This is a genomic window from Bifidobacterium sp. (assembly GCF_022640935.1).
Lineage (GTDB): Bacteria > Actinomycetota > Actinomycetes > Actinomycetales > Bifidobacteriaceae > Bifidobacterium.
On sequence record NZ_JALCCV010000012.1, the window covers coordinates 18,988 to 31,616 of the forward strand.

Here is a 12,629-nt window from a genome sequence, read left to right on the forward strand (position 1 = left end):
ATCCCGGCGGGCCGCGATCGGCCGGCACGCCTCGCGAGCACGACGAAATCCCCCCTGGCGTCGTCGCACATATGCATCGGCGCAGCCATAGGGGTCAGGAACGCAAAAGCACCTCTTCAAAGGCGGAAACCATGCTCTGCGGCAGCTGGTCATGGCGCCGCCCATGATCGTCCGACGATTCGTAATCCAATGTACCTAAAGTCTGCAACCCGCGCACGCCTTTGTCCCGTATGAGATTGAATGCATCCTCTTTCAACGGGTACGCGATTTGCGCGTCCTTGCAAATCGCGAAGATGTCATGCTCCACCGGATTGCGCGCGATCGTCAGACCGTCGGGGAACGTGATGAAGATATCGTCGCTGCTAGGCATGGCCGGCAACGCGATGGTCAGACTCATCGTTTCAGCGTCATAGGAGCTCTTGCAACCGACGCCGTTGACAGCTGCCTTCGCATCGTCGACACCGCGCAGCGTTATCGTCCAGGAACGCTGCCGCGGCACGGCGTCGGCTGCGCCGGCAACGCCAGCTATATGCAGGCTCGCATGTTCCCAGTCGAAGGCAATCGCGGTGTCGGCAACATGCATGCCGGCCGCATCGGCGCCATAGCGTCCGTCGTCCTCGCGCAAGGTGAATGCCCCGTCGGCGCCGGGGAACACCAGCAGCCGCAAGGCGGCAGGGTTGGCGACGTCGTTGCTCCTGTCGTTCTGCTGCATGGGGACGATTCCGCCGGCCTTGGCAAACACCGGCAACGTGTCGATCGTGCGCCAGGCATCGAACTGCATGCCCGACTCGTCCACAGCGCGGTAGCCTCTGCCGCTGAACAGATCGAACCACTGCCCCTGCGGTAGCCACACTTTTGCCTTCGCCCGCATTACGGACGGATCAATGGGATCGGTGATGGGCGCGGCGATCAGCTCGGTGCCGAAATAGTATTCGTTGCGTACGCCGTAGGCTTCACCCCGGTCCGGGTATTGCCAGTACATGGGCTCGACGAGTTCAAGACCTTCGGTGGCGTTGCGCCAGTTCATCGTGTACAGGTAGGGCACCAGCGCCTGGCGCAGGCGCAACACCTTGACCATGGCCGAGCGGACCGGCTCGTGGAAGTTCCACGGCTCCTTGCCGTTGAATGGGGAATTGCTCGAGTGCAGCCGGTTGATCGGGCTGAACACACCCAGCTGGTACCAACGCGCCTCAAGCTCCTCATCGCGGAAGCCCATCATATGGCCGCCGATGTCATGGCTCCACCAGCCGTAGCCGATATTTGAAGCAGTGGCGGTGAAGTAGGGCTGGAACCGCAAGGAATCCCAGCTCACGACGGTATCCCCGGAGAAGCCGACCGGGTAGCGGTGCGATCCCGGGCCGGCGTAGCGCGAAAACGTCAGCGGCCAGCGTCCCTCGCGGGCCGAATCAAGGTAATGCAGGTGGTTGAGCATCCACAGCGGGTCGAGCCCCGCCTGCTTGGTCACGCCGCCCTGCTGCCAGTCGATCCACCAGAAGTCGACGCCCTCGTCCTCCAGATCGTGGTGCATGCCGAAATACGCGTCCACGAACTTCGGGCTGGTCAGATCAAATTCGATCGGGTCTTCGCTCTCCGGGTCGATGCCCAAAGCCCGAGCCATCTTGGGATAGGCCTGTTCGAAGGAACGGACGCCATCTCGGGGGTGAATATTGAGGGTGACGCGCATGCCACGCTCATGCAAGCGACGCAGGAACGCCGCGGGATCGGGAAACAGATCATGATTCCATGTGTAGCCCGTCCAGCCGCCGCCGAGCTTGCGGTCGATGTCGGTGACATGCCAGTCCATGTCGATGACTGAGGTGGTGAACGGCACGCCTTCGGCATGGAACCGATCCATAAGCTGCAGGTATTCATCGGCCGAATATCGGTAATAGCGGCTCCACCAGTTGCCGAGCGCGAAACGGGGCAGCAGCGGGGTCGCGCCGGTCAGGCGGTAGAAATCCTGGACGGCCTGGCGGTAACGGTGGCCATATCCGAAGAAGTAGAGGTCGATGCCCCGATTCGGCCGCGGGGCGATGCCGACCCCGTCGAGGCCGAACATGGCGCCGGGCCGATCAGGGTCATCGGGCGGCACGAGGATATTCGTGGATGAATCGTCGATGAGTGACCACCCGTCAGGCGAGTTGAGCCCGATGCCGAGATCAGTGGAGCCATTGACGCCATCGAGCGTGCGCGCGGTGCCGCCCAGGTTGGCATGCTGGTCATCGCCGTAATGCCAGGTGCTGCAGAAGCCGTCCATGCCTTTGGGCGTGATGCGCAGCCCTTCCTTGGTGAAAGGCCTGCGGTCGTAAGTCAGATGTATTTCCGGGGTGTCGATGACCAGCAGACCGCCCTGCTCGAACTGTCGCATATGGATGTTCGAGACGTCCTCGAAGTCCCGGTCGATGACCGTCTGAGTGCAATGATCCTCGAAACGACCGCAATCCGACCACTCGAGGCGAATCAGGGAATCAGTGAGCACTGTGAAACGCCAGTGTTCGCCTTGGATGATCGACGACGGCCGCGCATGGGGATGGGCTCCGTGCGGCAGCGCATTGCGGGGATTAGAAGCGGCGTATGAAGCGCTCATGGATAATTGCACCTTCGTAATGGTCGGTTATGATTGTAATGAATGATTGGGAACTTGCAGCTTAGGCGGCGAAGCTGCAAAATGCGCAGCGCCAAAGGCGAATCGCATCAGGTGCGCAGGAGTGCGCATATACCGGGAATCGAAACGGCCGAATGCCGCCGTCCCCATGTTGGGGACGCAAGGGCCTTCGGCCATTCGAGCAGCGACGGTCAGCCCTTGACGGCGCCGATCATCACGCCTTTGTTGAAATACTTCTGCAGGAACGGATAGATGACCAGCAACGGCACCGTGGACACTATGATGATGCCGAACTTTATCTGATCCGCGAAATTCTGCGCTTCAGAGGCGGTCATGCTGGCATTGTTGGCGCCGTTATTCGCCTGGTTGGCGATGAGAATCATCTGCAGCACATTCTGCAAGGGCTGCTGATCCTGGTTGCGGATGTAGATCAGCCCGGTGAAGAAATCATTCCAGTGCCCGACGAAGCAATACAGCCCGATGACTGCAAGAACAGCGCTCGAAAGCGGCAGCACGATCTTGAAGAAAAACCCGAAATAGGATACGCCGTCGACTCGGGCCGAGTCTCGGAGTTCCTCAGGTATCGAGCTTTCAAAGAACGAACGGGCGATGATCATGTTGTACACGCCGAACGCCCCCGGCAGGATGAAGACCCACATGCTGTTGAGCAGGCCGAGCTGCTTCATGAGCAGGTAGCTGGGGATCAGGCCACCGCTAAAGAACATGGTGAATGCAAACAGAAACATGATGATGCGTCTGGGCCTGAATTCCCTGCGCGAAAGCGCGAAGGCAGCCGGAATCGTGACTATGAGGTTCACCGCAGTGCCAACGACGGTGTACAGGATGGTGTTGCGGTACCCGATCCAGATGCGGCTGTCCGTGAGGATCTTGGCATACCCCTGCACGCTGAGCCCCTTGGGGAGGATGGAGACTTGCCCTTGCGCCACAGCGGTGGGGTCCGAGAAGGATGCGATGACGATGAACCAGAGCGGGTAGACGACCGCCACCACGATCACGGCGATGATCACGGCGATGATCGTGTCGACGACCCAATCGGAAACCGTTTTTTTCTGCGCCGTGTGTTTGTTGAACGGTACCGCCGAGTGCGGCTCTTTCGCCGCAGGCCCAACCGCGATTGGCGCCAGAGGGGCTTGTGCAACCGAAGTATGAAGAGAACTTGCCATGGTATTCGCCGCTTTCTTAGAAGATGCTCGTGTTGCTGGTCCGCTTGGCGATCGCATTTGCCATCACCAAGAAGAAGAAGTTCACGACAGAATTGAACAGGCCGATAGCCGTCGAATACGAGAACTGATTATCGAGTATGCCTATGCGGTATGTGTATGTCGATATCACTTCGGACGCCGTGACATTAAGCGTGTTCTGCATCAGCCAAACCTTCTCGAATCCGACGCCCAGCACAGAGCCCATGTTGAGGATCAGCAGCACGCCGATGGTGGGCATAATGGTCGGAATGTCAACGTAGCGAATCAGTTGAAGCCTTCCGGCGCCATCGATTCGAGCCGCCTCATACAGCGCCAAGTCGACGGAAGACAAGGCTGCGAGATAGATGATGCAGTTCCAGCCGGCATGCTGCCAGACCTCGGAGATCCAGTAGATCGGCGCGAAGGCGTTTGGATCGCCCATGAGACTCGTGTTACCAAAGAAACGGCCCAGAAGACCGGTTCCTGGCGAAAGGAAGATCTGCAATATGGAGACCATCACCACAGTGGAGATGAAATGCGGCATGTACGTAATCGTCTGCACGAAGCCTTTGATCTTCGAACTGCCGATCTGATTGATGAGCAGGGCGAGGATGATCGGTGCAATGAAGCCCATCACCAAAGTCCACATGCTGATGCGGAAGGTGTTCGTGATGATCTCGACGAAGAGCGGATCATTGAAGAACTTTTCGAAATACTTCCAGCCGACGAAGCGCCCGCCAGTCAGCCCTTTGGTGAAATCGAAGTCCTTGAAGGCCAACTGAATGCCATACATGGGGATGTAAGAGAATACCACGACGAAAAGAATCGACGGCAGCACGAACACCCATAACTGCCAGTACAGACGGAAATGCCCGACGATCCTCGCGAAGAACGAGGCATGCCTGCGCCCTTCTATATTGTCCTTCACCGCGACTCGCGAGCCGCTTTTAGTTGCATCCATGAGATTCCTCTCCATTCTAGATCTGATAGACGAATGCGGTCCAAGGGGAAAGCTTTCCCTCGGCGACATACGTGGCAAGGGCATCGCTGTCCTCGTTGGCGATGAGCACTCTCGAAGCATCGATGCCGTTGGCCAGCAGCAAACTGGTTTCGACGGGCAACGGCACTGTCTTCGAGCTGACGTTGACGACGGCCAGCACCCGACGGTTAGCGAGCGACCGGGTGAAGGCGTAAACGCACTCGTCATCGCGATCCACCAATTGGAACACACCGGCGGCGATGACGTTGTCGGAGTGACGAAGGGCAATGAGCCTGCGGTAGAACGAAAGCACCGAGCCAGGGTCTGCGGACTCGGCGGCGACGTTGATCTGGGCCTTATTGGAGTTGACCGCCAACCAGGGTTCCGTTTGCGCGCCAGAATCGGTGAAGCCGGCGAAACGGCTGTCATCCCACTGCATCGGCGTGCGAGAATTGTCGCGGCTTACCTTCGCGAGCGAGTCCAGCATCGATTCAGGATCCTGAATATGGGCTTCATCGACCCGCTGATGGTAGGCGTTGATCGACTCGAGATCCCGGTATTGCTCCAGCCGGGTGAAGCCGGCGTTGGTCATGCCTATTTCCTCGCCCTGGTAGATATACGGGGTGCCTTTGTGCATATGCAGCAGCAGGCCTAGGGCCTTGGCTGATTTGACGCGCAGCTCCGGCGACGAAGTATCGCCCCAGCGGGACAGCGAGCGAGGCTGGTCGTGGTTATTGAAGTACAGGCTCGCCCAGCCCTTCGACCTGACGGCATCCTGCTGCTCGGCCATGGCTTGTTTGAGATCCGGCAGATGCAGCGGCACCATATTCCACTTTGCGCCGCGCTGATCGACTCCCACGTGGTCGAACAGGAAAAGCATGTCGAGCTCTTTATTCGCCGGATCGGTGACGGCCTCGTTGCGCCTCGGGGAAATGCCTTGTCCTTCGCCGACCGTGAGATAGCCGTGCCTGGAAGAGAACACTTCGCGGCGCATCTCTTGGAGGAACTCGTCAAGCCGCGGGCCGTCCATGCTGAAAGGCCAGGGGCTGGAATACCCTTCCTCCCCGACCGGCTCGTCCTCGATGTCGCTGCCGGACTCCCCTGGCAGACGTCCTTTGCCGTCGATGCATTTGGATATCAAGGTGATGACATCCATGCGGAATCCATCGACGCCACGATCCATCCACCAGTTCATCATGTCGTAGACGGCATGGCGAACATCAGGGTTCTCCCAGTTGAGATCGGGCTGTTTCTTCGAGAAAGTATGAAGATAATACTCGCCGCGCACAGGGTCATACTGCCAAGCGGAGCCACCGAAGGATCCGCCCCAGCGATTGGGCTCGGCGCCGGGCGTTCCCGGCTCGCAGCCTTCGCGGGCAGGACGCCACCAATACCAGTCTGCATAGGGAGATTTGCCGTCTCGGGAGGCTTGGAACCACGCATGCTCGTCGGAAGTGTGATTGACTACCAGATCCATGACGATCTTGATGCCGAGCGCATGGGCCCTGTCCAGCAGCGCATCCATGTCCGAGAGCGTGCCGAATAAGGGGTCGATGTCGCGGTAGTCGGAGATGTCGTAGCCATTGTCGTCCTGAGGAGAACGGTAGACGGGACTGAGCCATATTGCATCGATGCCGAGGTCGGACAAATACTCAAGGCGCGAGGTGATGCCCTTGAGATCGCCGAATCCGTCGCCGTTGCTGTCTTGGAATGAGCGGGGGTAAATCTGGTAGACGACCGCATTGGCCCACCACGGGTTCGGATCGGCTCCATTGGTGTGGATGGTATCGGGCACTGTCTGGCGTTGCCTGGTAGTCATGTTTTTCTTACTTCTTCTCTGCCTCGCATGATGCGAATGCGTAGGGCAGTCCTTGATTGCACATCATTGTGGGAGCGGCCGTCGTTTCTGGCCGCTCCCCCAATTCATCGCTCCGACGTCGCTGTAGCCTGAGTCACTGCTCGCTGTTCAGATTGACGCCGATCTTGTCCATGTTCTTCTGGAAGGAGTCGTAGACCTGCTGATACGTTGCGACGTTCTCATCGATCTTGTTCTTCTTCAGGTAAGACACATAGGTGTCCCAGTCCTTGTCGACACCACCCTTGGTGACCCAAGTGGCGAACTTGCTCATGGCATACTGCGTGATGCCGGTGTTGTTCGCGTTGACCGTGTTCGTCTGGTCGGTCGTCATAGGCATGTTCGAGTAGAAGATGTCCTTGTTGAAGTCGACGTTCTTGTAGTCCTCGTCATAGACGGCGTCGGACTTCTTCCATTCGTCGCTCTCCGCCTGGGTTTCCTCGGGGTAGTCAAGCTTCATGTCGTTGCTGATCCAGCCTGGCGCGCGGTCGGCGAGCGACTGGTAGAACTGCCAATCGTCTTCATGTCCCTTGGGAGCCTGAAGGATCTCGTAGTGGTTGACGGCGATCTTCTTCACTGCCGTGCCGAAGGAGCCGAAGTGCGCCTGCACGGAGATATCCGGGCTGTAGAACGCGTCGACGAGCTTGATGGCTGCTTCCTTGTTCTTCACATTAGCCGAGATCACCGCGCGATACGGCGAATACGAGGCGTCGTCGCCGTTGTAGCCCCACACCGGAGCCTCCTTTTGATCCGCAGTCTGCTTCAGGGCCGGAATCGTGATGTACTGGTCGGCGATGGGCTTGCCGAATGTGCCGGTCGGCGCATACAGCCATGTCATGCCGACCGTGGCCGTGCCATTGCTGCCCTTGAGCCCGGCGGTGTACTGGGACCAATCGTGGGTGAACGCCTGGGAGGAAATCACTCCGTCAGCCCACAGCTTATGCAGGTATTCGACAAGGCTCTTATAGCGAGAATCAGTAAGGTAATTGGCGACCTTTCCATCCTTCACATAAATGCCAAGAGGCCCGAACGGTACGACGATGCCCATGCTGGAGAGCAGGACGTTGGGCTGGAACAGGCCAAAACCGCTGGTATCGGGTGCATTGAAATCAAGCGGGACTTCATCCGCCTTGCCATTGCCGTTAGGATCCTGGGTCTTGAAGGCCTTAAGCACGGTTTCAAGCTCATCCCAGGTCGTAGGCACCTTGAGTCCGAGCTTGTCGAGCCACGTCTTGTTGATGAACATGTGGTTGCTGGTGCGAGAAGCAAGCTGCGGCTGGATTTCAGGAGTCCCCATAACCTTGCCGTCCGTTGTCGAGGAGATCGCCTGCGCGTAAGGCTCGGCCTTGAACGCCTTCGACAGATTCGGCATGTTTTTCAGCTCGGGCTTCAGGTCAAGGAACAGGCTGCTGTACTGGCTCATATCACTTGTGCCAAAACCGCTGAGCGTAACATCGGCCACTTCGCCGGCGGTCAGCGAGGCCTTTTTCTGCTGATCCCAAGAGGAATCAGCGACTTCCTGCCACTTGATCGTGCAACCGCACGCCTTTTCCAGATCCTTGGTCCACGCCTGTTTCGCCATGCTCTGCATGCGCGAATCATGAACGACCTGAACCGTAAGCACGGGCTTGCCGTTTTCCATGCCATCGGATGAGCCGCTGCCGCAGCCAGCCAATGCCAGTGGCAGGGCGCACGCCAAAGCACCAACCTTCCATGCCACACTTTTCTTCGTCATGTGAAATCTCCTCTTTGATCTTCCTTGCAACGTCTTAGTTGCCAGGAGCCGAGTCTCTTGTATCGGCGAGCACCACTGTAGCGTACATGATTTTATTTCGCAAATTTTCATGGTATTTCATACGACGTCGCGGTTAATGCTTAGGCTGGTCAACGATATAGATGCGCTTACAGGCTGTTTGAACTGGATGGAATGTACCGACTATGGCTACAAAACTTGCGGATATCGCCCAAAAGGCAGAGGTGAGTCAGGCGACCATCTCTCGCGTCATCAACGGCAAACCTGGCGTGTCGCAGGACACCAGGAACAAGGTCCTCGACGCCTTGTCATCCATGGGCATGGCGAAGGAACAGCTTCAGCGCAATGAGACCAGACTTGTGGCGCTGATCACCCCAGACCTCTCCAACCCCATATTCCCTGAATTCATCACCGAATTCGTCACGCTGCTCGCCCAGCACGGGCTGCTCGCCGTCGTGTGCACGTATACACCGTCAGGCGCATCGGAATCACGATTCCTCACTATGCTGCAAAACCAGCCGATAGGAGCGGCGATATTCCTCGCCGGCGTCTACGACACCCGCAACACGAATCTGTCTATATACCGGTCCCTCTCGGAACGCGGCATACCCTGCGCGTTCCTCAATGGTGCCCCGAGAGATATGGATGGACTCTACGCCGGCACCGATGACGCCGGCGCCATTACCATGGCGCTGCGCCACCTCGTCGACCTCGGCCATACCCAGATCGGCCTGCTGATGGGAGACCGGGACCATTACCCCAGCATCCTCAAATACCAAGCCGCGCAACAGTTCTTCGCCGATCGCCAGCTCGCCCGGGACGAAAGCCTGAACGCGTGGACCACCTACGGCATGGAGTCGGGTCGCATGGCCGCCCGCAATCTCCTGGAGCAGGGGGTTACCGCCATCGCCTGCGCCAGCGATCAGCTGGCCCTCGGTGCCATCCGCGCGGCAAAATTCATGGGGCTCTCGGTTCCCAACGACATTTCGATCACCGGATATGACGACTCGCCAGAAATGAGCACGATCTCCCCCTCGCTGACCACCGTGCGCCAGCCCGTAGGCAAAATCAGCAGATCAGTGGTCAACGGCATCTTGGCAATGATGGAGAGCCCGAAACTGGCGAAGCGGCGCGACACCTTATACTTCGAGCCGGAACTCGTCGTTCGCGAGTCCACCGGCCGCTGCAAGGCGCGCGAGTGACCCTCCTGTCCGGGCAGCGCGGATAAGTCGGCAAATCTTGAGCCATCGACTGCGCCTCGGCGCGCACGTGGTACGGCTGCAATTGACATGAGTCGGCTACCGTGAGCCGACGGTAGATTCAGCATATTTGCAAACACACTGTATCTTTGCAAAATTTTGCAGAAATGCAATTCCACAACGAATATGGTAAAGGCCGCGCATCGTCACTTCCCTGCGCGGCCTTCGCCTCAATCTGCCTGCTTCCATTCCTTCGCAACGAGCAGCTCTGCCAGGAAGAGCGGCGGAACGCGGCCAAGCAATGTCAGGTTCCCCGCGCACATCACAGCGCATGGGCACTGATGCGCTCCCGGGAATGACTAGCCGTCGCACGACGCCGTCACGCTGGCAACGCACCTTCACGGACGGCATCATCACTGCCTCGCCATATGAAGACATGGGGGTGCATCGTTGCCCACAAACGCGGGCAACGATGCAGAATTGCGCCAGGGAGCCCGATCGCCGGCAGCGACCGGGTCAGCGGCCCGAACCGGCCGATTCGAGAACAGCCTACTTTCCAGCGGCAGCAGCGCCTTGGACATGACTGACAAAAGCGTCAGTAAACGTTTTGATGAAGCCTTCTGCAGCTGGGACGAGATTACCCTTCTCGTCGAAACCAGTGAGCGCATTGAAGTAGACTTCGGGTTGGCCCATGATCTTCATGTCGAGGAACAGCAGCACATTGCGCAAAGCGGCTTGCGCCTGCGTTGCGCCAAGCGCGCCGCCCGATGCACCGATGATCGCCGCCGGTTTGCCCGCGAAGGAATTCTGCCCCCACGGGCGCGAACCCCAATCGATGGCGTTCTTCAGCACGCCGGGGAAGCTGCGATTGTATTCGGGCGTGACGAACAACACGCCATCGGCGCCTTCGACCAGCTGTTTGAGCGCGGTGGCATCACCGGGGAAGTCGGCCTCGAGGTCCTGGTTGAACAGCGGCAGCTTGAGATTCGCGTAGACGAATTCGACGCCTTCCGGCAGCATGCGCTCGACGCTTTTGGCGAGTCGCAGATTGAAGGAGTCGCTGCGCAGCGAACCGACGAGGACGGCTATGGTGGTCATGGTTGGTCTCTTTTCATGTAGAGGGGTGTGTCTGGTCAAACCGAATGGGCCTGAACGAGCACTATCATAAGGGATGGCGCACAATACCCGTGACGATTGCCCTGTCAGAAAAGCGGGAATAATTTGGCGTCACATAAACTTAGGGGATCAGGTGCTGCCGGAACAAGGCGCGAAACACATTGTTGGAAGGCATTGCCCCTATGCCGGGGAGCGGCGCGAGCGGAAGGGCGAGACGCATGGATACAGCGTGTGCGGCAACGGTCTCGGCCCGTGCGGCGCTGCATGTGATCAGCCCGCTCGGATGGATTGCCGATGCCTTCGCTGAGCCGTTCTCTGCCATGCAGCGAACGGCAACGATCTCATCCGGCGCATCGTCATCCGCTGTCTCGCCTGCCGATGGACCTTTGTCTTCAGCGTCCTCGCCCATGCTTTCTTCGCCTGATTGCGCGCCGGAACACATTCCGCGCTGGAATATCATAAGACATTCCGCGCTGGAGCCGGCGCAAGGCATCGCCGGCAATGATGCCGTATGGATCGCACCAGAGACCTTGGTGTCACTGAACGCTTGGCGAGAATGGCAAGGCAAGGCTCCGCTGGCATTTCGGGCGCCATCCCCGCGCTGGCCTGACCGATTGCCCGAAGCCTTGGCCGGTCGCGGCGTTCTGACCGTTTCCGTGGCGCAAATCAGGTCATGGGTTGCGTTCCCGCACATCCTCGGAGAGCAGCCATGGGCGCAATTATCTCGTTGTCGAGTCGACGGGTTCAATGCGGCGCGGCGCAGTCTTTCAGCGCTGCAAATCGCCGTCGGCACCGCGCCGGAAGGCTCGAGCATCATGCTGAGCGAGCACATTCCCGGCATCAACGAGGAATGGAACGTGTTCGTGCATCATGGGGTTGCCGCCGCTGCGAGTCCGTATTGCCTGCACACCCCACCAGACAGCCGCACCATCGTCACAGTTTTCGACTTGCCCGTGAACAGCCTTTTTTCAGCGGCTCCCGCGCATTTCCATGAGCGGTATCGCGCAGTTGCCGCGCACGCCGCAGAACAGGCAGCAGCGGCAACCGGAACGCGCGACGCCAGCATGATCATCGCCTTGCGCGCCGAGGAAGATTCTCCCATCGTCCTCGAAATCAACCCGGTCTGGTGCGCGACCCCCTATCCCTACGATATGCGGGGAATGCTCAGCTTCATGGATGCCATTGCCGAATCACGCGTAGACCCGTCAGCATCTCGCATGCCCGCTGAAGCCGCCTCGGAACAGCAGCAGGAATCAAACCCCATATTCAAGCCGGATCCATGGGCAACCGCCCGATACGCCGATCGGTATCTTCGGTTCAGACCAGCGACGCGCCAAGTTCTTTGATGCGCCCGAGCTGCAGACCGGCAGCGGCACGTTTGTCATGGTCGTGGTCGCCCATGGTCAGATTGTCGACATAAACAAGATCCACGTCTTCGACGCCGCAATATTTCTTGAAAGTCTGCACGCAGATCTGATTGCGCAGCGCGGCATCAATGCCGTCCGACTCGTACCACTGCCGCGACCCGCCGGTGAGCGCGATCACACGCACTGTTTTGCCGGCGAGCGCAAGCGGTTTGCCAGTGGCCGCGTCGTAGGCGAAACCGCGGCAGATGACCCTATCGAAAAAGCCCTTCATCATCGCCGGCATCGTATACCAGTACACGGGGAAAACGAGCGCGATGACATCGGAGCCGGCAAGCCTGTTCTGAATCGGCACGACGTCGTCGGGCACCGGCACCCTGCCAAGATAGTGTTCACGGTCCGCAGCGCCATAGACCGGATCGAATCCGATCTTGTGCAGATCAAGTACCTCCGCCTGGGCTCCGGCCTCGCGTGCGCCCGACGCAAATGCCTCTCCCACCGCATCGGTGAGCGAAGTGGATTCCGGATTGCTGGTGATGACAAGAACGTTGCTCAT

The 12,629-nt window shown here is 58.9% G+C and carries 9 protein-coding genes; 2 read left to right on the forward strand and 7 right to left on the reverse strand.

Annotated features, from left to right (window positions below; all coding sequences use genetic code 11):
* Positions 1-94: 94 nt before the first annotated feature.
* The 5 genes from LKG04_RS04480 to LKG04_RS04500 form a co-directional block, all read right to left on the reverse strand.
* A complete protein-coding gene (locus tag LKG04_RS04480; RefSeq protein WP_291761469.1) occupies positions 95-2,587 on the reverse strand; it encodes a TIM-barrel domain-containing protein in 2,493 nt (830 codons plus the stop codon).
* A 209-nt stretch (positions 2,588-2,796) separates the two neighbouring features.
* A complete protein-coding gene (locus LKG04_RS04485) occupies positions 2,797-3,789 on the reverse strand; it encodes a carbohydrate ABC transporter permease (protein WP_291761467.1) in 993 nt (330 codons plus the stop codon).
* A gap of 16 nt (positions 3,790-3,805) precedes the next feature.
* Positions 3,806-4,768, reverse strand: coding sequence for an ABC transporter permease (locus LKG04_RS04490; protein ID WP_291761464.1), 963 nt, complete (start codon positions 4,766-4,768; stop codon positions 3,806-3,808).
* A gap of 16 nt (positions 4,769-4,784) precedes the next feature.
* Positions 4,785-6,605, reverse strand: coding sequence for an alpha-glucosidase (locus LKG04_RS04495; protein ID WP_291761461.1), 1,821 nt, complete (start codon positions 6,603-6,605; stop codon positions 4,785-4,787).
* 133 nt (positions 6,606-6,738) lie between these two features.
* Positions 6,739-8,376, reverse strand: coding sequence for an extracellular solute-binding protein (locus LKG04_RS04500; RefSeq protein ID WP_291761460.1), 1,638 nt, complete (start codon positions 8,374-8,376; stop codon positions 6,739-6,741).
* A gap of 203 nt (positions 8,377-8,579) precedes the next feature.
* On the opposite strand from LKG04_RS04500, the gene LKG04_RS04505 reads away from it, so the two are divergent.
* Entirely contained in the window at positions 8,580-9,596 is a 1,017-nt protein-coding gene (locus LKG04_RS04505) for a LacI family DNA-binding transcriptional regulator (protein WP_291761458.1), read from the forward strand.
* A gap of 546 nt (positions 9,597-10,142) precedes the next feature.
* On the opposite strand, the gene LKG04_RS04510 is transcribed toward LKG04_RS04505, so the two are convergent.
* Positions 10,143-10,691: an NADPH-dependent FMN reductase gene (locus LKG04_RS04510; protein ID WP_291761456.1), complete on the reverse strand. Its 549-nt coding sequence runs from the start codon at positions 10,689-10,691 to the stop codon at positions 10,143-10,145.
* 236 nt (positions 10,692-10,927) lie between these two features.
* Here LKG04_RS04510 and LKG04_RS04515 point away from each other — a divergent pair, with 236 nt between their 5' ends.
* Positions 10,928-12,055, forward strand: coding sequence for a hypothetical protein (locus tag LKG04_RS04515; RefSeq protein WP_291761453.1), 1,128 nt, complete (start codon positions 10,928-10,930; stop codon positions 12,053-12,055).
* Here the strand turns inward: LKG04_RS04515 and LKG04_RS04520 are convergent.
* Positions 12,027-12,629: an NAD(P)H-dependent oxidoreductase gene (locus LKG04_RS04520; RefSeq protein ID WP_291761451.1), complete on the reverse strand. Its 603-nt coding sequence runs from the start codon at positions 12,627-12,629 to the stop codon at positions 12,027-12,029. The genes LKG04_RS04515 and LKG04_RS04520 overlap by 29 nt on opposite strands.

Bases quoted from the DNA above. Each gene is read 5' to 3' on its own strand.
- LKG04_RS04480 (WP_291761469.1), bottom strand. From the start codon at position 2,587: ATGAGCGCTTCATACGCCGCTTCTAATCCCCGCAATGCGCTGCCGCAC.
- LKG04_RS04485 (WP_291761467.1), bottom strand. From the start codon at position 3,789: ATGGCAAGTTCTCTTCATACTTCGGTTGCACAAGCCCCTCTGGCGCCA.
- LKG04_RS04490 (WP_291761464.1), bottom strand. From the start codon at position 4,768: ATGGATGCAACTAAAAGCGGCTCGCGAGTCGCGGTGAAGGACAATATA.
- LKG04_RS04495 (WP_291761461.1), bottom strand. From the start codon at position 6,605: ATGACTACCAGGCAACGCCAGACAGTGCCCGATACCATCCACACCAAT.
- LKG04_RS04500 (WP_291761460.1), bottom strand. From the start codon at position 8,376: ATGACGAAGAAAAGTGTGGCATGGAAGGTTGGTGCTTTGGCGTGCGCC.
- LKG04_RS04505 (WP_291761458.1), top strand. From the start codon at position 8,580: ATGGCTACAAAACTTGCGGATATCGCCCAAAAGGCAGAGGTGAGTCAG.
- LKG04_RS04510 (WP_291761456.1), bottom strand. From the start codon at position 10,691: ATGACCACCATAGCCGTCCTCGTCGGTTCGCTGCGCAGCGACTCCTTC.
- LKG04_RS04515 (WP_291761453.1), top strand. From the start codon at position 10,928: ATGGATACAGCGTGTGCGGCAACGGTCTCGGCCCGTGCGGCGCTGCAT.
- LKG04_RS04520 (WP_291761451.1), bottom strand. From the start codon at position 12,629: ATGAGCAACGTTCTTGTCATCACCAGCAATCCGGAATCCACTTCGCTC.